We start from the raw sequence: 21,067 nt of genomic DNA on the forward strand, positions 1-21,067 counted from the left end.
ATCTGCTCGTTTTTACTTTTTTGCTTCTTCTAGCAATTTTGCCATCGCTTCTTTTTGATAAGCTTCTGTCAATTCAGCGATTTTTGCTTTTTGGGCTGCCTCATCCATAGTTGGATCAGCCATTAATGCAGCTTGCATTTTTTCTTGGACATACGCTTGTCCTTGTGTTTTCATGGTGTCCGCTTGTTCTTTCGCTAAAGAAGCCAGTTTTTTTGCTTGATCCACACTCAAGACTTCCCATGAATCTGGCAATGAGAACGTATTGGTACGGCTGACATATTGGCCATCGTTATCAGCGATCCCGAACAAGAAGCGTGACAGGTCACTTTTATAAACCCAGCGCGTCGTTTTTGTTTCTAATTGAGCTGAATCAGCCCCTGTTTCCACGACATTGGTCACTTTATCAGTACCGGTTTGTTTGGGTTCCTCTTGATCAGCATCCGTTTTATACAGGTAGATTTTTTCCGTACCATCTCCTAATGGCTGATACAATAGCAAATCAAAATTCTCGTTATCGGCACTAGAAATCAGTGGGGTTGTTTTAGCAGTCGTTTCTTTTTCCATTCCAAAATGATAGGTCAAATTGGCCATCAATGCGACGACACTTGCCACGAAGACTAGACCTAAGACCAATGATAAACCTGTTTGCAGCTTGTTTTTGGCAAAGACATTCAGTACTGCAAACCCTAACACGCTAAGAACGATCAAAAGCAAGATCATTTGTCCGCACCTCCTTCAAGAACCGTCAATCGTGGTTCTTTTTTCTTTAAGGAGAAGGCGATCAAGAATCCTAAGAAGCTAAAGACCGCTGCCACATAAAAGGCGGCATGGTAGCCAGATAAAGTCGCTTCGATTGCTTTTTCTTTGTATGCCAAAGGCGTTGCATCCAGCAAAGAATCACTTGGCAAGTTGCCCTTGGTGACGTTTGTCAAGACACTGATCAAGATAGCCGTACCAATTGAGCTGGCTACTTGACGGAACGTATTGTTTACTGCGGTACCGTGACTGATCAAATGACCAGGTAAGGCATTCATTCCTGAAGTCGTTACTGGCATCATCACCATTGAGATCCCGAACATCCGAATCCCATAAAGAATGATGATATGCAAAATCGGTGTATCTTTTGTTAAGAAAGCAAATGGTAAAGTTGCGGCAGTCAAGATAAACATCCCGGTGATAGCTAAACGTTTTGCACCATACTTATCAAAGATCGCACCAGTGATCGGCATCATGATCCCCATGATCAACGCACCTGGCAATAACATCAATCCTGAATGAAACGCTGACTCACCACGAATGTTTTGGATATACAACGGGAGAACCATTTCAGCACCGATCATCGCCATATTCGTGACCCCTGAAAGGATCGACGCCAAGGTAAAGGTCGTTGATTTGAACACGCGCAACTCTAAGAACGGATGCCCAATGTGCAATTGACGCCATGCAAAGAAAGCAATGAAAAAGACACCGGCTGCTAGAAAACCGATTACTTCAATACTGCCCCACCCTTTGTCGCCGACGCTTGAAAAGCCATAGAGCAATGTACCAAAACCAAGGGTTGATAAAATCGCTGAGAACAGATCAATTTTCGGATGCGACAATTCAATCACACTCTTCATTAGAAAGAGCGCTAAGACTAAGACTAAAACGACGATCGGAATGACCATTCCGAACAAATAGCGCCAGTCATAATGATCAATGATCCAACCAGATAACGTTGGGCCTAAGGCTGGTGCTAACCCAATAACGATTCCTGACATGCCCATGGCTGAACCGCGTTTTTCTGGTGGGAAGATCGACAACATGATATTTTGCAAAAGCGGCATCGAGATCCCTACACCGGCAGCTTGCACTAAGCGGCCAATCAATAATGTAGAAAAGTTCGGTGCAGCAAAACAAGCGATCGTTCCTGCAAGGAAGATGCTCATTGCCGTTAAGTAAAGACTTCTCGAGCTGAACTTGTTGATCAGCCATGCGGTGATCGGGATCATGATCCCATTGACCAGCAAGAAACCAGTGGTCAGCCATTGAACATCAGATGCTGAGATGTCAAAGGCATCCATCAAAGTTGGAAAAGCCGTTGTTAACAATGTTTGGTTCAAAACAGTACAAAACGTACCGATCAGCAAAACCATGACCAGTAAGGAACGGTTGTAAGGTTTGCCGTAGATATCTAAAGGACGACTCGTTGACATATTTCACACTCTTTTCAGTATATTTTTCATAAAACCTTCTTTACTTTAAATCTTTCCCTGAAATTTGTCAACCTACTTGACATAAAAGTAAAACAAGTTACAATATTAACAAATACCTTTACAAGAATGGAGTCCGTATGTCTCATCTTTTTCGAAAACTCGTTGATAATGAAAACTTGTTGGTCGGCATCAGCGAACTTAGCCAAATGTGTGATATCTCCCCTCGCCAATTGCGTTATTGGGAACAAAAAGGATTTATTCAATCGGTCCCACAAGAAGAAAATGCCCCACGAAAATACCGACTGCCCACGGTCGTCAAAGTGGAAATGATCAAAACGTTTTTAGATGAAGGCTTTACGTTGGCCAAGGCTGTTGAAAAAGCGGACAAAAAAATCAAAACCGCCCATCATATTCGCAAAGTGTTTTCTGGGGTTTTACAAAATTTAGAAGTCATCAATGAACGCTTTACGATCATCAGTCTGGGACCAGTAGATGACGAAGGAAAAATCCTCCATATCATTCACGATGAAGAAACAGAACGATTGCAATACGAAGTGCTGCCTGCTAATCAAACGATCGATTTTGAAAAGTTCAAGCAATGCACGTCAAAACAAGCAGAATAAAAAATCTGCCTAGCCTATTCGTTACGTGCAGCAAGTATCCATGACAGTGATGCTTGCTGCACGTTTTTTGAATGTCTTGCCTTTGATTCAAAGAGGTGTTGATTCATTTACAAGCAAAAAACCTCATGATATAGTCGAAGGGAGAAACGAACCTTTATCAGAATGGGAAGTGTCATATAAATGGAAAAAGAAGTCTTTACCCAACAAATCAAGGGCGGGTTGATTGTTTCTTGTCAAGCATTGCCTGGAGAACCCTTGTATACCGAAAAAGGCGGTGTCATGCCCCTATTGGCAAAAGCAGCTCAAGAAGCTGGAGCTGTTGGCATCCGTGCCAATTCCGTTCGCGATATTCGCGAAATCCAAGCCGCTGTTGATCTGCCGATCATCGGAATCATCAAAAAAGACTATCCACCTGAAGAACCATTTATCACAGCGACCATCAAAGAGGTGCACGAATTAGCAGCTTTACAGATTGCGGTGATCGCTTTGGACTGCACCTTGCGCAAACGTCACGATGGCTTGACGGTCAATGCCTTTATCAAACAAATCAAAACTCTTTATCCCCATCAACTACTCATGGCAGATATCGCCACCTATGAGGAAGGCATCAATGCCTTTGAAGCGGGCGTCGATTTTGTTGGTACAACTTTGTCCGGCTATACGGCGAATAGTCCCACCAATGACGAACCAGATTATCAATTGATCCAGCAATTGGTTGCAGCAAAGGTTCCAGTGATAGCCGAAGGCAAGATCCACACCCCGAAACAAGCAAAGAAAATCCAAGATATTGGTGTGACGGGTATCGTGGTTGGTGGTGCCATCACCCGACCAAAAGAGATCGCCAGCCGATTCGTGCAAGAGCTGCGCAACTGAGTCGTTCATTTCCTAAAATAAGTCTTTCACTGCGCCTTGTGACAGAAGGCGCATTCTTTGTTGTCTTTTTGAGAAACGTTTATACTTAAAAGAGAACGAATGACAACAGAGAAAGCGAGTGAAGAAAATGACAAAAATCAATGCTGGTACAGCAATGATCAAGGTTTTTGAAGCTTGGGGCATCGACCATATCTATGGAATCCCCGGTGGATCTTTCAACTCAACGATGGATGCTTTGTACCATGAACGGCAATCGGTCAAGTATATTCAAGTACGTCATGAAGAAGCAGGTGCGCTGGCAGCAGCGGCTGATGCCAAGCTAACGGGAAAAGTCGGTGCGGTTTTTGGTTCTGCTGGTCCGGGTGCCACCCATTTGATCAATTGGCTTATACGATGCTCAAATGGATAATGTGCCCGTCGTTGCCTTGTTAGGACAAGTAGCTTCGAGCTCGATGAACTACAATGATTTTCAAGAAATGAATGAAAATCCGATGTTCGCTGATGTCAGTATCTACAATCGCACGGTCATGTCCCCTGAAAGTTTGCCCCACGTGGTGGACGAAGCCATTAAAGCAGCCTACAAATTTAAAGGAGTCGCTGTGGTAACGATCCCAGTCGATTACGGGTTTGCAGAAATCGACGAACAGGAGATTGCAACCGCAAAAAATCATAAGACAGGTGTTCTCCAGCCTGATGAAGAGGATTTACAGGCTGCCCTTCCTTATTTTGAACAAGCAAAAAAACCCGTCCTTTATATCGGACAAGGTCTCTTTGGTCATTTTGATGCCATCGATGCTTTTTCTAAGCATTTCTCGATGCCTATCGCAGCTTCTGTCTTAGCCAAAGGCATCGTGCCTGATCTTTATGAAAACTTTCTTGGATTTGCTGGACGGGTTGCGACAAAACCTGCCAATGAAGCTTTGGCAGAAGCCGATCTCATCGTTTTTGTCGGCAGTGACTTCCCTTTTGGCCGCCGCTTTTTCAATCCTGGTGCCAACTTTGTCCAAGTTGATATTGACGCCTCGAAATTTGGTCGTCGTCATCAGACGGATGTCTCCGTTTTAGGAGATGGTGCGACCGCTCTTAGAAAATGGACAGAGATGGCAGCCCCTCGTCCTGCAGATGCTTGGTTAAAAGCCAATCAAGAAAACTGTCGCAATTGGCATGAATGGCGCCATCGTTTTGACCATGATTCGCAAGAGCCTTTGCGTCCCGAACCTGTCTATCGAGAAATCAACCGAATTGCAGCTCCTGATGCCCTGTTTGTCACGGATGTCGGTAATGTGACGATTCACAGTATCCGTCATTTAGAAATGACGGGTGAACAGCGTTTCACAACGTCTGGCTGGTTTGCGACAATGGGCAATGGTGTACCTGGTGGGATCGCAGCTCAATTGAGCTATCCGAATCGCCAAGTATTTACCTTTAGTGGGGATGGCGGTTTTGCGATGCAAATGCAAGACATCATCACCCAAGTGAAATATGATTTGCCAATCATCAACGTGGTCTTTTCCAATGACTCATTCGGCTTCATCGAAGCGGAGCAAGAAGATACCGAGCAAACCAAGTTCGGTGTCCAACTAGCCGGTGCTGATTTTGGTAAAGTTGGGGAAGCATTAGGTGCAAAAGGCTTCACGGTAACGAAGGAAGAAGAATTAGCATCCGTCTTTACACAAGCTAAAGAAATCAACGGACCTGTGGTGATCGATGTCAAGATCGCTAACGAACGACCTCTTCCTGTCGAAGAACTGAAACTTGATCCGAACCGCTTCAGCGCTGAAGAAATCGCATCTTTTAAAGCAAAATACCAAGTTCATGATCTGCCAGCTTTGAGTGAGTTGTACGTGGATTCTCAAGAGTAAATAAAAAAGAGAGAAAGACAGAAATCCTGTCCTTCTCTCTTTTTTTTCATTAACCATTTCGTGTTTCTAATGTATCGCCTTACTTATTATAAATTTTCGGGCCTTTACGCATGTTTTTTCGATCATTTTTTGGGGATTCCATTTTTTTTGAACGGCCGCCGCCTTGTTTTTTCTTGATTAGCTCTAACATTTTTTCTTTTTGATCCATCGATTCCACCTCTATTTCTTAGCAATACTGTCGGTTGAAAAGAAGTGTTCCTGACTTCTTTTATGTTTGCGAACAACTACCTTCGATCTATGGTAATAGAAAATAAAAGCTGCCTCTTACGATTCAAATCATCTGCAGCTGATTTTGTCTTTTTCTAGTACCCTGATTTAATCTACTTGGATTTTCCTGGTTTGTCAATGGCTGATGAAAAAAAGCTGATTTTTGATCGGCTCTTTCAAGAAAAACAAACCTCCCTTTGTTGTACTATTTGTTCAATTTTACTATTTTATTTAAATTTTTTTATTATTTATTGGTATAATTATAACAGAACACCTATTCCGTTCTTTTCCTTCCCTCGTTCTTCTTTCGATTGTTTCTTAGCTTTCATTGTTCTTACAAATCACTCTATTTGAAAGACTAACTATATAGAGTCAAGTGAAAATTAGCTAAATCAAAAAAATATTTTATAACAGTTAAGTCCAAAAAATGAGTACAACAAATAGACCTTTCACTATTAGATTTTTTTGATTGTTCAATAGCTAATCGGAAACAATCTTATAAGGTTCATTTTTAGTTAAAATAGCATGAATCACATAACAAAGCTTACGAGAAACAGCACCTAAGGCCGTCAGATGATGCTTTCCCTCAGAAATTTTTTTCTGATAAAACGCGCGAAAAACAGGATCACATCGAGAAGCAACTAGAGCAGCTGAAAACAAGGCTTTTCGTAAGTATGGAGATCCACGCTTGCTCATAACATTATGTGTTGCTTCGTATTGCCCAGATTGGGACACAGACGCGTCTATGCCAGCATAAGCAACCAGTTTTTTCGGATTAGAAAATTTGCGAATGTCTCCAATTTCACCAAGAATTGTCGCGCCATTTATAGGGCCGATTCCAGGGATTGTGAGAATAACAGAGTCTAAATTACTCATTATGCGCTTAATTTCTTTTTCAGTTTCTTTTACTTGGCTTTCGATGAATTTCAATTGTTCAATCATGGAGCGTAATTGAAATGTAAAAGCTTCTTGAGCAAATTTCACTCCAAAGGAGTTAGAAGCTGCTTGCTTCAATTGATCTGCTTTCTCTGGCTTTATTCGGTTCCTGCTTAACTCAGCTAAGTATTGAGCCAACGTTTCTGCCGAAATTTCTTCTAGCTCTATAGGAGAACTAAACTCAAGCAATAACTCTTTAGACGCTTTTCCGAAAATACCTTGTTTAGAAAAAATTGATGCATATTCAGGAAACACTTGATCTAGTACAGCTATGATTTTTCGTTTGAAGTCGCTTGCGGTACCTACTAAATAGGTTCGGTAACGTGAAAGTTGTTTTAACGAAAAAACATTTTCATCAGACAATACTGTTTCTACAAAGGAACCATAACGCATCAAGTCAGCAATCAAAACAGAATCAATAATATCATTTTTTCGTTTTCTGATTTCTGTTCCTTTGCGCCAGCCATCGGTTTGAAGAGGATTCACAACGTGAATCAAAAAGTCTGATTCGTGGAGGTATGAAAAGATGGAGAGCCAATAATGACCCGTAGCTTCCATTCCGACAATAAAGTCAGCGGGAGTCTCTGAATATTTTGAAAGCCGCTCAATCAGGGAATCAGCTCCTTCAGTAGTGTTAGGGAAAGAAAAACCTTTTAGGATCACTTTACCTTCTTCACTCATTAAAGAAGCCACGTGAGTTCGCTTGCCGATATCAATTCCTAAGAAGTACATACATTTGACCTTTCTAAAAAAATATTTTGGATTGAAACCCGCTCAACTGAAAAGCGTCACTACCTTGTACGAGATACGGAGTAAAGCAAAAACTTTCAACATCTAACTCATACGTAATCCACTTATCAGAGAGAGGTGCCAGTCTTTCGATTACGAGCTTCAAAACTCAAGGTGGCAACGGCATAGCCTCTCAATCCAATAAATATATTATCTCAAAATGAATGAGTTAATACCAAATTAAAATAACGATGGTTCATAGGGTTATCCAATCAAAACCGGAAGGTTAAAACCCTAACTCTAATATACAAGGAGGTGGATACGTGCTGCACACTTACGCACCTGATCAGATTTATTTGTATGTATTGATTGGCTGTGCCATTTTAGCCTTTTTGCTGCTTCTGTTTGGCGATATCTTCGATTTTGATGGTCCAATTGATCCGATGTTGATCATCCCCTGGTTTGCCTTTACGAGTCTTTTCGGTTACTTAGGGGAAACTATTTTCCCAGGCTATTCGATGATGCTTTTCATTGGTAGCGGTTGTCTTTCTACAGGGCTCGTTTTTCTCTTGAATTTTTACGTGCTGATTCCCATGAGGAATGCTGAAGCGACGCTTTCGAGTTCCGAGAAAGACTTTGAAGGTCGAATCGCAACGGTGCTGACGCCGATTCCTTGTGAAGGAATGGGTGAAATTCAACTCACAAGTGTCACTGGTTCAAGTAATCGTCCAGCCTCGGCTTTTCAACCTATCGATGAACCATTAGCAGCAGGATCAAAAGTGTTGATTATTGAAGTCAAAGAGCGTATTTGCTACGTCGTTCCCTATACAGAAAAATTTTTTGGACAACTAAAATAAATCACTAAAGAGGTGCATCTATGGATATTTTCTTATCACCAATTGTCTTTCCGATCGCAATCGTGGCGTTCATTTTACTGATGCTTTTGATCATCTTTGTCACGAAATATCAAACAGCCAAGCCCGATGAAGCGTTGATTATCAGCGGAAGTTACCTTGGCAACAAAAATGTTCATGCGGATGAGAGCAATAACAAAATCAAAATCGTGCGTGGTGGCGGAGCCTTTGTTTTGCCAGTGTTCCAACGATCAAACCGAATCAGCTTACTTTCCAGCAAGCTGGATGTTTCAACACCAGAAGTATATACGGAACAAGGAGTTCCCGTTATGTGTGATGGAACTTCCATTATCAAGATTGGCTCATCCGTAGAAGAAATCGCAACGGCAGCGGAACAGTTTCTAGGAAAAACCCGTGAAGAATTAGAAAATGAGGCACGAGAAGTCTTGGAAGGTCACCTGCGTTCGATCCTTGGTTCGATGACCGTCGAAGAAATCTATCAAAATCGCGACAAATTCAGCCAAAGCGTGCAAGAAGTGGCCTCTGTCGATCTAGCGAAAATGGGCTTGATCATTGTCTCCTTTACGATCAAAGAAGTACGAGACAAAAATGGCTATTTAGATTCTCTTGGAAAACCTAGAATCGCCCAAGTCAAACGGGATGCTGAAATTGCAGAAGCCGAAGCGCTGAAAGAAACCCGCATCAAAAAAGCCCAATCGGAACAAGAATCGCAAACAGCGGAATCAAAACGCATGACCGAAATCGCTGAAGCATTAAAGGAAAAAGAATTGAAGTTGGCGCTTTATAAGAAAGAACAAGACATCGCCAAAGCCGATGCCGATCAAGCCTATCATCTGCAAAGTGCCATCATGAAACAAAAAGTTCGAGAACAAGAGATTGAAGTTGAAGTCGTTGAACGACAAAAACAAATCGAATTGGAAGAAAAAGAAATCTTGCGTCGTGAACGCCAATTTGATTCTGAGATCAAGAAAAAAGCCGATGCCGATCGTTATGCGCTTGAACAAGAAGCATTAGCGAAAAAAGCGTCTGCGTTAGCAACCACTGAAGCTGAGCAGTTTCGAACAGAGTCGTTGGCAAAAGCTGAAGCCGATAAAATTCGTCTGATTGGTTTGGCAGAAGCCGAGACGACCTTGGCGAAAGGAACGGCGGAAGCTGAAACGAAGGAAAAAATCGCCGAAGCCTTCAAGAAATATGATGAAGCAGCGATCCTTAGCATGATCGTTGAGATCATGCCGCAATTAGTCAAAGAGGCTGCCGCCCCATTAGGCAATATCGATAAAATTTCGGTCGTTGATACAGGATCAGGTGAAGGCGGCGGTGCCAATCGTGTCACCAATTACGCCACCAATCTCTTATCGACCACACAAGAAACTTTGAAAGAAACCCTCGGTCTGGATGTGAAATCGTTGATCGAAAACTTCGCCGGTTCCAATACGAGCGAGCCGCCTCAAGAATAAGAAAACCGCTGTTCGTCTTCATCGCTTCAAAAGCGACAAGGCGAACAGCAGTTTTTTTCTTACTCATTGCTATTGTGCTTACTCAGTGACCTCTTTGACATAGTTTGCAGGTACACCAGCCACGATCGTGCGCTCAGCGACATCTTTGGTCACCACTGCCCCAGCAGCAATGATTGCATGGTCACCGACGGTCACACCAGCAACGATCGTTGCATTTGAGCCAATCAAGACATTCTTCCCAATCGTAATGGGTGCTGGATAAAGCGTACTACGATCTTCAGGGTGAAGGCCATGATTCAAGGTAGCTAGAACTACGTTGTGCCCTATTAGGGTACCATCACCGATCGTGATCCCTCCTTGGTCTTGAAAATGACAACCGGCGTTAAGAAACACCCCTTTGCCAATTTGGATGTTTTTGCCGTAATCTGTATAAAAAGGCGGAAAAAGCGAAAATGTCGGTTCAACTGCTTTCCCAGTCAATTGAGCAAAAAGTTCTTGTAATTCATGAGGTTCATGATAAACCGTATTGATTTTCATGGTCAATTTTCTCGCCTCAGCACTCAAAGCCATCATTTGTTTTGAAGCTTGCGAACCGGCAAGTAAGGGTTCACCACTTGCCATAAGTTTGTTTAATTGATCGATCGTCATTTGTTTTTCTCCTAATCATTCGTTACTCACGAGTATTTTCTAGCGAAAAGACAACCTCCACGTCCTCTTCCCCCATTGCTTCTCTTAATCCTGCCGGATCTTCAATAACGCCGATACGACTATAGCCACCATAAGAATTGGTAAAGGTCTGATAAAACAGCACCAACGTATGACTATTCCAGCTCATGATTTCTCCTTCGTGAATGATCTCCGGCCGTTCTGTAGTCATTTCTGGCAAATTCTCAGAAAAACGATAATATTTCTCGTTGTTGTTCAAGTCACTCATTGTCAACGTGAAGGGCATTTGATTCATTAGGTATTCAGACGCCTCATTTTCATAAAACTTTGCTATAAAATCCTGTTGACCAACCGTAATGACCACATCTGTTGCTGATTCAATCGTCGGTTGATCATGATCCTGACTTGCTTCAGAGGAAGTTTCGCTGGCAGACAGCGCATGCCTCTCCTCTGTTCCACTTGTCCCACAGGCACTTAGTAGGAACAGCAAGACAGCAGGGATGAGTTTTATCAACATGGCTTCGCTCCTTTCTGCTGATGATTCGATGTAGCGGCGGGCAACGGAATGCTTATTTTCTAAAACACGACTGCTCAGCAGAAGATATGGGACTGAACAGTCGTGCAGCTGGTTGTTGCTGTTTAATTCAAATGCTCTTGGAAGAATTCGGTCATTTGGTCAAAAGGAATCACCTCTGTTTGGTCGTATAGATCAACATGCGAAGCATTAGGAATGACTGTCAGCTCTTTGTTATCGCCTTGCAATTGCTCAAAGGCGTCTTGACTGAAGTAAAGTGAGTGGGCTTCTTCTCCATGAAGCAATAAAACGGCGCTTTGGATCTCATCAATGTAAGACAAAAGTGGCATATTTAAGAATGACAGCGAAGACGTGACATTCCAACCATCATTAGAGTTCAAGGAACGTTCGTGGTAGCCTCGTTCTGTTTTGTAATAATCAAAATAATCCTGCATAAAGACAGGGGCATCTTCTGGCAGTGTATCTGGTACCCCACCTGCTCGTTCGTAGCTGCCATTGGCAAAATCAACTGTACGTTGGGCGTTCAGCTGCTGGCGCAATTCATGGCGTCCTTCAGCCCCCATTTCATCAAAATACCCTTGAGCATTGACTCGCGACATGTCATACATGGTGGCAGAAACAGTCGCTTTCACACGGGTATCGATGGCTGCGGCATTCAAAGCTAGACCACCCCAGCCACAAATCCCGATCAAACCGATTCTTTCTTCATCTACGTTTTCTTGGACAGATAGAAAATCGACGGCTGCTTGAAAATCTTCTGTATTAATGTCTGGTGAAGCCACATAGCGTGGTTCGCCACCGCTTTCACCTGTATAGGACGGATCAAAAGCGATCGTAACAAAACCACGCTCTGCCATCGTTTGAGCATATAGACCAGATGTCTGCTCTTTGACTGCTCCAAAAGGTCCGCTAACGGCGATTGCTGGAAGTGGTCCTTGCGCATCAATTGATTCATAAAGATCAGCAACTAAAGTGATCCCGTAACGATTCTGAAAAGTCACTTTTCGGTGATTCACCGTGTCACTTTCTGGGAAGACTTTATCCCATTCATCTGTCAATGAAACATTTTCTGTCATCGTTTCTCCTCCTGAGCTGGCTTGCGGCTCTTCATTCGTCTCCTCATTATTGCTGCTACAAGCACCTAAAACCAACGGTGCCAGCACAACTAAAGACACAAGGGCCTTCTTTTGCCATTTTTTCATTTCATTCGCCTTCTTTCTCGGTCAACTATCCTGTACCTTAGGGCGATTCTCCAATTTTTCTCAAATGATCAAGGTCTGGATGATCGTTTTTTCTTGATCGCTTGAGCTATTTTTGGATAAACCTATTGTACTTGCCGCATCTTTCTATGTAAAATACTAATATCAAATACCCAACTATTCATATATAGCATAGAAAAAGGAGTATAGACCTATGGAATTAAAAAGTTTAACCACCTTTCTAACAGTTGCAGAAAAAGAAACGATTTCAGCTGCCGCAAAACATCTGCATCTCTCGCAACCATCCCTGTCACGACAGTTAATGGAGTTAGAAAAAGAATTAGGTGTCACGCTGTTCACCAGAGGCAATCGCAAAATTACGCTGACGGAAGATGGCCTCTTGTTTCGTAAGCGGGCGGAAGAAATTGTAGAATTGTTAGAAAAGACCCGTTCTGAATTTTTGTCGCCTCGAGATACGATTACCGGTAACGTGTCGATCGGTGCTGGAGAAACCTACGTGATCCAGCTGTTGGGAAAAATCATCAAGGAGATTCAAGTTGAGTACCCTAACGTCAAATTTCATTTATTTAGCGGCAATGCTGACGAGGTCAAAGAACGGTTGGACAAAGGATTGTTGGATTTTGGCGTCGTGATTAGCCCCGTCGACGTCAAAAAATACCATTCCTTGCGCTTACCTGCCAGAGACACCTGGGGCGTCTTGATGCGAAAAGACAGTCCCCTTGCTGGTAAAGAAGTTATCACACCAAAGGATCTCTGGGAGGTTCCCTTGATTGCTTCACGACAAAGTCTGGTCAGCAGTGAGCTTTCTAAATGGTTGAAAAAAGACATGAACAAATTGACTGTCGTTGCCACGTATAATCTCGTGTACAATGCGTCAAAGTTGGTTGAAGAAGGCGTCGGCTATGCATTGACCCTCGACAAATTAATCAACTTCACCCCTGACAGTCCTTTATGCTTTAGAAAATTGAGTCCCACTCTTGAATCAGATCTTGCAGTCATTTGGAAGAACACCCAAGTTTTTTCAAAAGCCTCTGGACTTTTCTTGGAGCGGATGAAGGAACGCTTTATAGAGGAATGATTTCAAATAAAAAAAGATTTATCTCAAAACAATTATGAGATAAATCTTTCTTTACGTTTTTTTCTGATTCTTTTTGAATGTGAACTCTTTAGACACCGCCATCCTCCAAGCTTAGCAAATTTCCTTCTGGATCGCGGAAATAGGCAATATGAAAAGCTTGGTCCCCTTCCCCCAAAACGGTTTTACTCACTTCAAACACTACACCAGCATTGTTCATTCTCGTATAATCTTCTTCAAAATCCGTGGTGTGAAACGTTGCCGAAAGCGTATCAGATGAAATCCGATTATCCGAAATCGGATAGCCCTCCATTTGATCGATCACGGCATCCACTTGGAACATACCAAAAAAAGGCGCCTCCTCTTTCTTCGATGCAAAGCTTGTATAAGGACCTGACTCATCGCCATAAGTTGGTACCAAACCAACTTTTTCCGTATAAAAATGATAACACTTCTGATAGTCTCCTTTGACTTGAACGCAAGCTGTGATTCGTTGAATAGTCATTTGTCTTTTCTCCTTTTCCAATGTGTCTTCCATCAATTCAAAAGTAATTAAAGCATATTTTACCCATAATAGCATATTTAGCGAGTAAAATTTATTTCATTGTGAATTTTATCCGATAATCTAATCAAAATTAGCGTTGGTTTTCCCAAGAGTTACTTATATTAAAACCCAATCAGAGGAAAGGCGATAAACTTAGAGTCTTCTGATTGACTTTTACTTTTCTTAACCTAAAAAATGGGTAAACTATAACAAAGATTCCTTTTTGATAGATGTAATAAAATCAGACTATCCAAGTTAAATAAACATACTCTTACTTTATTTACTTTTTTTGAACACGATCAATTCGGTGATATCTTCAAAGAGTGATGGATTAGCGACATCAAAAATCACAGAAAAAAACTTCATTTTCGTGCCATTAGTTGGCGCCTTATGAATGGTTTCCTTTGTCTCTTCACTGATTGGTAAAGACAATAACTGTGTTCGGACTTTCTCGCTAAAGTGAAAAGAGACTTTGAAGAAGTCCTCCCACATCGAGAGCCAAAAAATTGGTTTCACTTTATTCGTTCCACGAGTCGTTGTCCATTTGTATTCGCCTTTGGACAACCACGCTTTTCCATCTTGGTAATAGCGCCAATCCATAAGAGAGATGCCCTCGTTTTCAAGGGTTTCGATAAAACGTTGATAAATGACATATCCTTCACCCAAAGATTCTGCAATCAGCTGCTCTGTTGGTTTCACGTTTTTGTCTCGAAACAATTGCTTTTTGCCTTCCATCCTTCCACTCAACTCCTTTGCGCTTCGTTTTTTAAGGTTTTCGCTACGTTACAATTTGATTTTGTTGATATCATCTGTGATGACCCAATCATCCATATTTTTTTCACGATTGTACTGAAATGGTGTTATTTCTTCTAATTCAGCGATTTCATAGACCGCTAGATACTTTTTCCCTGCCCATCGATCGACTTGTTTTTTCGATAAATTCAACTCTTTTTCATAGCGTTTTACAAAATCTATGGATTCTTCTTTCGTCATCTTTTCAGATTCAATCACGTTGGCAATGATGCCCCGATGAGTGATGGTCAAATCGCCGCCGGTCTCCACAAAATACACAAGATCGTTGATTTTGGCTCTTCCTCCTAAAGGTGATTTTCTGCCGGCTGCCCCCCGAATGATCATTGTTTTGTCACCTTGAATCAGTTTCTCAAGCTCTTTGGCTTCCTTATTTAAATAGACCAAATGTTCTGCCCGACCCGCTTTTCCTTGATACCATTCTGCTGTCTTTGTCATAAGAAGTTCCTCTTTTCATATGAATTGTTTTTTGCGCTGTTTTTTCCATGATGGCTAGTTATTGGAATGTTTTTTCAATGGTGTATAGGTGAGAGCTGCAACTGTTTAGATTGATGAATGAATAAAACTTTTGTGCAAAGGCATTAGGCGTGCCGCATCGGGCAAATGTTTCCGCATCTTCTTTCGTTTCGAACTTGGTGATGTCCGCCCAAGTTTCTCCATCTACTAATAATTCAAAAGAAAGGTATCCTCTTTGTTTGGAAGTGTATTCTCGGTTTAATTGTTCAACGACACGAACAAATTCCGGTGTTGAAACGCCTTTTTTTAATTTGTACGAATTATGAAAAGCAACCTGTGCCATCGGGGCTTCCTCCTTTTAGATTCCATCAAGTAATAGAGCGTTTTAAAAAAAACTAACAGTTCTCCATTCAACCGTTCAAATGACTTTTTTAACGTCCGTTGTATTTCTACCCTGTCCTTTCTTAACAGTTGCAACAAAAAGTCCGTTCAGCAGGAGAGCATTTGGTACTAAAGCGAGCACTCAAGAACTTCCCCCAATAGTTTGTCGTGGGGAACGATCAAACATTTCTCCATTGCTTTCCAGTAACTTTCATACAACTTTTTTTGAGCTTTGCCATAATTTTCTTCGCTATCAAACTCCCAATAGTGAGCATATTTCACACATTTTATGACTCTCGTCAATGGATCTGGCAGGCGACCTTCCTTGATGGTCCTCATTTCTTTGATGTAATGGGTTCGTTTCATTAATCGAAAGAACAAAGCCCCCTCCATGGCCTTCATTGCCTCTGTTGCTTCCTGCATGACTGCTTCAAAGGTCTCAACACTACTGGGTTTCACTTGATAGATACTGATTTCTGAAAACACCCCGACCGCTCCTTTCACTTGTGATTTTCTTCTCAATTATAGTATACCAAGTTTACGTCGTTGATAGTTTGGTCATTTTATTCATTTCTCATTTATCTTCCGTTTATTATTGATTTAGCCTCCTACCTGCGGGATCAAATTGATAAATTATAATTTCATAAAAAGGCTAGCAGCCGAGCTTTATCAGTAGGTCACCTGCCTGCCATAGTCACAAAAGGGATCATTAAGCTTTCGCCTACAAAAAAAGCAATCAACTTTTGACAGCAGACTGCTTTTTCTTAACGCTCATTAGTGCAAAAGGAACGGTTTTAGCTCTGTCTCGATAAAGTCGATGCGATCAAAGACAGTTGGCTTAAAATACGCCGTAATGGCGATAACAGTCTCTGATTCGGGATCAATATAAAGGACATTTCCACTATTGCCGATGGCGGCATAGGTGCTTTTCTCAGCATCCAAGATCCACCATAAATACCCATAACTCATATTTTGAAATTTCTCTATGTTTGTCTCTAGCGGATTGACCATTTCAGTGAGCCATTGTGAAGAAATCACTTGTTGTCCTTGATGGATGCCTTGGTTCAAGCATAGCTCACCGATTTTGGCTAAATCTTTTGCTGAAAGACAAAGCCCGTAACCTGCAGTGCCAATATTTAAAGGATCGCAAAACCAAACCGGTTTTTTTGGTGCCTTGCTCATCGTAAAGTGCTTATGCTCTTGTGCCGTTTCCGCATAATAATTGGTCAGTTCGGCTACACCAAGAGGTCGAAATAAATAATGGTTCGCATAATCAACGGTCGTCATTCCAGAAGCTTTCGCTAATAAACCAGTGAGGATCTGCAGACAAACGGTTTGATAATTGAATTCATTTGTCACTCCTTTTCTTCCTCCCAATAAATCAAGCGAGGCGCTGGTCCAGTCGTCACTCGAACAAACCTTTGTCCATGGATCACCTTTGCATTTATACGGGGCTCGCATCGTTAATAGGTGTTTGATCGTAATATCCTCAATCGTTTTTTCGCCCCGTTTTACTTGATAGTCTGGAAAATAATCAAGTACTTTGTCATTGACACTCCTGATGACACCTTGATCGATCGCTATCCCGACTAGTAGAGAAACGATACTTTTCGTAGCGGACATAAGGTGGCAAGTATCCTCTGGCTTATACTCATGCCATTCATCCGAGTAAGCTTCCTTTCCATTTTGGTAGGCAGAAATTTGGCAAATATTGGGCTGGTTTTTACTGATACATTCATGCAGTTCTTGTCTATTCATTTGTAAGCCTCCTTCAAAGATAAGCATAAGGCCATTAAAAATGGTTTTCAATGTTATTTTTAAAATTGTTTTTGAAGGGTCTTTTAAAAGTCTATTAGCGATGAATACGCAAAAAAAGGCCCTCAATGATAGAGGCGCCTTACTTAAAACTTTCGAATATCGATTTTTGATTTCTATCCAGATTTTTTGAGAGAATCGTTATCAGCAATTCTTCTAATGCGGAAACAGTGGCGATGGTCCCCAAAATCAAGACAACAATTTTTGCATGACTCACCATGAGCAGCAATGGGAAACTACCTAAAAGAAAACCGACTGCTTTGTTGAGCCATGTATGCAGACTACTAAAAGACCGATATTTTACATAGCCAATCAGATAACTGTCAAAACGAATCATAGCAATCACTAGTATCCAGACCCAAAGCGTATGTACCGCCAACAGCTGTGGTAGAAAAGAAAGAAAAACTGCGAGAAAAAAGCTTACATCTGCGAAACTGTCTAGTAAGGCACCCACCTCACTCGTAAGATTCATCCTTCTTGCAAGTAGCCCATCGACGAGGTCACTTAAAAAATAATAAGAATAAAGCAGCCAAAAACAGCCAGACATTGGCTGAAGGAATAGTAAAAATGGTGCTAGAATTAGTCGAGAAGTGGTAAGAATATTGGGTAATTGCTTCATTTGTTTCCCCCAGAGATACATTTTCTGAATACCTAAGATTGTTGCAAATTTTTTAAAGAAGCTCAGAAACGTTTAAATGTTCTTTCTTCTAATCATTTCGGCGATGCCCCCTATTAATGTTTCACAGCTTGTCCCTAATGCTCTTATAAAAATCGTATCCGTTCTGTACTATCTGGTATCTGATTTCGAACCTTTATCCATCGACCTGCTCGGTAAACCTCGTATTCTTCAAAGCAGCAAGGAAGCCCTTTTGCATGGGCGATATCGTTACTGTCCATCACTTGAAAATGCAGATGAGGCGAAGTCGAATTTCCTGAATGGCCGACGTTTCCGATCACCATCCCTTTGGTGATGTTTTGTCCTACGGAAACAGTGACAGATCCTTTTTGCAGATGGACAAATGCCATATAAACGCCCTCAGAAGCTTTTATCACAATATAGTTGCCAGCTATTTGTTGATAATCATCTTTGTGTTCATTAAAAAACAAACCATTTTTTACAGCGATCGAAAAATCCCTGATCCAGTAAACGATTCTCCGTTCCCGATAGCCATCTCTTGCAACAATTACTTCGCCATCACAAGGCGCATAGATTTTTTCGCCCCAACAATAACAGCTCTCCAGCGGGACCCCTAAGAAGAAATAGCGCAAAAAGCTTCGATCATGAAAAGCTTTGGTTTTCCCCTCAAAATTAACTTGTAAAAAATCAAAGGCATAACGCAACCCCATTCGATCGGTACCATGGCTAGGAATCTTCTTTGCTGGTGTAGTCGGCGCAAGCCACTCACCTCTTAAGGGGAAACCAATGGTTACCGGCTGCTCATTCATAAGGCTTTCTCCTTTTTGGATCATATGATCTCTTTTATTTTGAAATGACTATCAATCGTGCGGCACTCTCACTCTATACCCGTGCTTTACTCCTTTTCACTATAGGTCACCTAAGGCTTTTTTTCAACTCTAAAAAAGTGGGCTAACGGGCGTGCCTATCAAAAAAACACCTCAATCATGTAGTGATTCCAAACTGTTAGACCAAAAATTCTAACTTTTGAGCGTCGCTTTATGAATGAGGTGTTCTTACATTTTATATTTGTAGCTCCTGTCGGTGACGGCTAATCCATCCAGCTATCGTCTGACAAAATAGCGTCTGTCCATCCTCTACTGTTTGCGCTCCACCAATCGATAGTAGACCCTTGCGGTGATGGAATACACCAGCAGATAAATCATTGTAAACAATAGGACAGAAATAATCGATACCGTAATCAATAAGTTGCGATCTGACAGACCAAAAAGAAGCAACAACTTCTGAATCATCGGAAAAGCAAACGTTAGATGGATAATCGCTGCAACCAAAGGAAATGAGAAGATCATCAAGACTTGCTGCTGGATCACTTGTTTGACTTCCTTATGGCTTAACCCAACTTTTTGTAAGATCTCGAAACGTTCTTTGTCCTCCATCCCTTCGGAAACTTGTTTATAATAAATGATCAATGCGGCAGCTAAAATAAAGATCACACCAAAAATCAAGCCTAAGAAGAAGAAGCCGCCGGTAAATGTTTTGGTCTCAACTTCAAAAAGATCTTTTGACTCAACGCTCGCATTGGCATCTGCTGATAGGAGTTCACTGCGAATCTCTTTTGCGATGGTTTCACGATCGCTTGCTTCTGCTGTTTGAAAATTAAAGACTGTTGTTGTCACAGGTTGCTGGTAAAGTTGAAACTCTTCGTTTTGATACCAAGAGCTTAGCTTTTCGGTAAGCCACTGATCATCTGCCACGAGAACAAGATGCTGAACCGGGTTTTCTGTTTTCGTGAATGTTGGCAGTTCTTTCAATTCCTGCAATCGAAATTGACGTTCATCGATCGTCGTCATTTCTGGTAATACTTGATGAGTCCACGTTTCAGGAAAAACGAAGAGTTCATCTTGTGTGGGTCCTGTTTTCCCGGTGATTTCATGGTATTCAGAACTGGTAAGAAAAGTAAGGTAAACAGCTTTATCAAAACTACCGAAATTTTCTTCAAAAGAAGTTGAGGGAACAAAGTTTGGTTCCTCAAAGGTAAAAAGCAACGGTCTTGTTGTAGTGACTTGCTGACGCTTTTTGATCGTTAGCTTCTCTTCAAGTCCATCAATCACTGTGTTGATTTGCTGGGAATCAGCCGCTGAATCAATTTCAAAATCGTAAGGAAAACGGGTTTCGATCACATTCCTTTGTCCAAAATAAAGACTGGCGGTCGTAGCAACTGTCACTAACACCATCGTTGATAAGATACAGATACTTGCTAAACCAGCCGCATTTTGCTTCATCCGATACAACATGGTAGAGACATTGATAAAATGGGTCGTTTGATAATAATAGGTCGTTCGTTTTCTTAAAAACTGCAATGCTTTGATACTACCAGCAATAAACAACAGGTAGGTAGCCACGATCACTAGGATAACTGCAACAAAGAACAGGCCTAAGGCACTGATGGGAGACTTGATCGTCACAGAGATCGTATAGCCGGCTACTAAACAAAGGACACCCCAAAGTGCTAAAATGCCTTTCGCGCGGGGCTCTTTTTCATTACGCTTGCTTCCCTGTAACAGTTGAAGTGGATTGGTTTTGCGTACTTGCAACAGGTCAAATAAAAATAAACAACCAAAGACGAACATAAAATACAGGATCACCAAGCCAATACTCTCAAATGACAGTTTAAAGACAAAGAATTCGCCTACAGCCAAGATTTTCTTCAGTATCAAAAATCCTAATCGTGCAAACAATAAGCCACTGATCAATCCGGCCGCAAGACTAATGAGAAAACTGTAAAAGAGTTCCCAAAAGACCACGAAGGCTATCTCGCGTTTTCCTAGCCCCAAAACATTGTAGAGACCAAATTCTTTTTTTCGCTGCTTGATCAAAAAGTTATTGGTGTAAAAGGAAAAGATCGCCGCAAAAATCATGAGGATGATATTTCCTAAATGAAACATGAAGATGGCGCTTTGACTACTAGGAAGTTCTTTCATTCCCGGATTGTTCACGATGATTTGCGTCATCATCAAAACAGCCACCAAGAAGCTCATAGATAATAAAAAGGGTGTGTAAGCTTTGGCATTTTTACGCAAATTGGAGAAGGCGATTTTTTGAAAGAACATT

Annotated in this window: 21 protein-coding genes and 1 pseudogene; 6 read left to right on the forward strand and 16 right to left on the reverse strand. The window is 41.6% G+C overall.

The features are described from left to right. Nucleotides 1-12 precede the first annotated feature (12 nt). Nucleotides 13-720, reverse strand: coding sequence for a DUF4811 domain-containing protein (locus IGJ25_RS10075; protein WP_221693439.1), 708 nt, complete (start codon nucleotides 718-720; stop codon nucleotides 13-15). Continuing rightward, on the reverse strand, nucleotides 717-2,195 hold the full coding sequence (locus IGJ25_RS10080; RefSeq protein ID WP_225001358.1) for an MDR family MFS transporter: 1,479 nt from the start codon (nucleotides 2,193-2,195) through the stop codon (nucleotides 717-719). The genes IGJ25_RS10075 and IGJ25_RS10080 overlap by 4 nt, the downstream gene beginning before the upstream one ends. Before the next feature lie 137 nt (nucleotides 2,196-2,332). Here IGJ25_RS10080 and IGJ25_RS10085 point away from each other — a divergent pair, with 137 nt between their 5' ends. From IGJ25_RS10085 to spxB, 3 genes and pseudogenes are all read left to right on the forward strand, one after another. Further along, nucleotides 2,333-2,818 (forward strand): MerR family transcriptional regulator, encoded by a 486-nt coding sequence (locus tag IGJ25_RS10085; protein ID WP_005230125.1) that lies wholly within the window; start codon nucleotides 2,333-2,335, stop codon nucleotides 2,816-2,818. Nucleotides 2,819-2,998: 180 nt separating this feature from the next. Further along, complete coding sequence (locus IGJ25_RS10090; RefSeq protein ID WP_225001357.1) at nucleotides 2,999-3,691, forward strand: N-acetylmannosamine-6-phosphate 2-epimerase; 693 nt, start codon at nucleotides 2,999-3,001, stop codon at nucleotides 3,689-3,691. Between the two features lie 127 nt (nucleotides 3,692-3,818). Further along, nucleotides 3,819-5,553, forward strand: a pseudogene (gene spxB / locus IGJ25_RS10095) (pyruvate oxidase). 79 nt (nucleotides 5,554-5,632) lie between these two features. Here spxB and IGJ25_RS10100 read toward each other — a convergent pair. Both IGJ25_RS10100 and IGJ25_RS10105 read right to left on the reverse strand, forming a co-directional pair. Beyond that, nucleotides 5,633-5,761, reverse strand: a complete 129-nt coding sequence (locus IGJ25_RS10100; protein WP_005236316.1) for a hypothetical protein — start codon at nucleotides 5,759-5,761, stop codon at nucleotides 5,633-5,635. 539 nt (nucleotides 5,762-6,300) lie between these two features. Further along, on the reverse strand, nucleotides 6,301-7,488 hold the full coding sequence (locus tag IGJ25_RS10105) for an IS110 family transposase (RefSeq protein WP_069001973.1): 1,188 nt from the start codon (nucleotides 7,486-7,488) through the stop codon (nucleotides 6,301-6,303). Between the two features lie 302 nt (nucleotides 7,489-7,790). Between IGJ25_RS10105 and IGJ25_RS10110 the strand changes: the two genes are divergently transcribed. Both IGJ25_RS10110 and IGJ25_RS10115 read left to right on the forward strand, forming a co-directional pair. Next, a complete protein-coding gene (locus tag IGJ25_RS10110) occupies nucleotides 7,791-8,342 on the forward strand; it encodes an NfeD family protein (protein WP_225001124.1) in 552 nt (183 codons plus the stop codon). A 20-nt stretch (nucleotides 8,343-8,362) separates the two neighbouring features. Further along, a complete protein-coding gene (locus tag IGJ25_RS10115; protein ID WP_005230116.1) occupies nucleotides 8,363-9,817 on the forward strand; it encodes a flotillin family protein in 1,455 nt (484 codons plus the stop codon). Nucleotides 9,818-9,895: 78 nt separating this feature from the next. Here IGJ25_RS10115 and IGJ25_RS10120 read toward each other — a convergent pair whose 3' ends face one another. The 3 genes from IGJ25_RS10120 to IGJ25_RS10130 form a co-directional block, all read right to left on the reverse strand. Next, complete coding sequence (locus tag IGJ25_RS10120) at nucleotides 9,896-10,465, reverse strand: DapH/DapD/GlmU-related protein (protein ID WP_225001120.1); 570 nt, start codon at nucleotides 10,463-10,465, stop codon at nucleotides 9,896-9,898. Between the two features lie 22 nt (nucleotides 10,466-10,487). Beyond that, on the reverse strand, nucleotides 10,488-11,000 hold the full coding sequence (locus IGJ25_RS10125) for a cyclophilin-like fold protein (protein WP_151195090.1): 513 nt from the start codon (nucleotides 10,998-11,000) through the stop codon (nucleotides 10,488-10,490). 122 nt (nucleotides 11,001-11,122) lie between these two features. Beyond that, complete coding sequence (locus IGJ25_RS10130; protein ID WP_375359967.1) at nucleotides 11,123-12,220, reverse strand: alpha/beta hydrolase; 1,098 nt, start codon at nucleotides 12,218-12,220, stop codon at nucleotides 11,123-11,125. 211 nt (nucleotides 12,221-12,431) lie between these two features. Here IGJ25_RS10130 and IGJ25_RS10135 point away from each other — a divergent pair, with 211 nt between their 5' ends. Beyond that, entirely contained in the window at nucleotides 12,432-13,316 is an 885-nt protein-coding gene (locus tag IGJ25_RS10135) for a LysR family transcriptional regulator (RefSeq protein WP_438779273.1), read from the forward strand. Nucleotides 13,317-13,404: 88 nt separating this feature from the next. Here the strand turns inward: IGJ25_RS10135 and IGJ25_RS10140 are convergent, their stop codons facing one another. From IGJ25_RS10140 to IGJ25_RS10180, 9 genes are all read right to left on the reverse strand, one after another. Further along, nucleotides 13,405-13,818 (reverse strand): VOC family protein, encoded by a 414-nt coding sequence (locus IGJ25_RS10140; protein WP_034858575.1) that lies wholly within the window; start codon nucleotides 13,816-13,818, stop codon nucleotides 13,405-13,407. Nucleotides 13,819-14,133: 315 nt separating this feature from the next. Continuing rightward, nucleotides 14,134-14,592 (reverse strand): DUF3788 domain-containing protein, encoded by a 459-nt coding sequence (locus IGJ25_RS10145; RefSeq protein ID WP_167821933.1) that lies wholly within the window; start codon nucleotides 14,590-14,592, stop codon nucleotides 14,134-14,136. 48 nt (nucleotides 14,593-14,640) lie between these two features. Beyond that, entirely contained in the window at nucleotides 14,641-15,105 is a 465-nt protein-coding gene (locus IGJ25_RS10150; RefSeq protein WP_015509866.1) for a hypothetical protein, read from the reverse strand. A gap of 58 nt (nucleotides 15,106-15,163) precedes the next feature. Then, on the reverse strand, nucleotides 15,164-15,466 hold the full coding sequence (locus tag IGJ25_RS10155) for a hypothetical protein (RefSeq protein ID WP_225001118.1): 303 nt from the start codon (nucleotides 15,464-15,466) through the stop codon (nucleotides 15,164-15,166). A gap of 167 nt (nucleotides 15,467-15,633) precedes the next feature. After that, complete coding sequence (locus tag IGJ25_RS10160; protein WP_005230091.1) at nucleotides 15,634-16,008, reverse strand: hypothetical protein; 375 nt, start codon at nucleotides 16,006-16,008, stop codon at nucleotides 15,634-15,636. A gap of 270 nt (nucleotides 16,009-16,278) precedes the next feature. After that, on the reverse strand, nucleotides 16,279-17,262 hold the full coding sequence (locus IGJ25_RS10165; protein WP_225001117.1) for a serine hydrolase domain-containing protein: 984 nt from the start codon (nucleotides 17,260-17,262) through the stop codon (nucleotides 16,279-16,281). A 139-nt stretch (nucleotides 17,263-17,401) separates the two neighbouring features. Continuing rightward, entirely contained in the window at nucleotides 17,402-17,938 is a 537-nt protein-coding gene (locus IGJ25_RS10170) for a CDP-alcohol phosphatidyltransferase family protein (protein ID WP_225001116.1), read from the reverse strand. A 143-nt stretch (nucleotides 17,939-18,081) separates the two neighbouring features. Beyond that, nucleotides 18,082-18,765: a M23 family metallopeptidase gene (locus IGJ25_RS10175; RefSeq protein ID WP_231473193.1), complete on the reverse strand. Its 684-nt coding sequence runs from the start codon at nucleotides 18,763-18,765 to the stop codon at nucleotides 18,082-18,084. Nucleotides 18,766-19,092: 327 nt separating this feature from the next. After that, the gene (locus IGJ25_RS10180; protein WP_225001114.1) at nucleotides 19,093-21,066 is read right to left on the reverse strand and encodes an ABC transporter permease; all 1,974 of its coding nucleotides are present in this window, start codon (nucleotides 21,064-21,066) and stop codon (nucleotides 19,093-19,095) included. Between the last annotated feature and the right edge of the window lies 1 nt (nucleotide 21,067).

Origin of the sequence: Enterococcus sp. DIV0240d, assembly GCF_051711245.1 — a bacterium.
Lineage (GTDB): Bacteria > Bacillota > Bacilli > Lactobacillales > Enterococcaceae > Enterococcus_D > Enterococcus_D casseliflavus.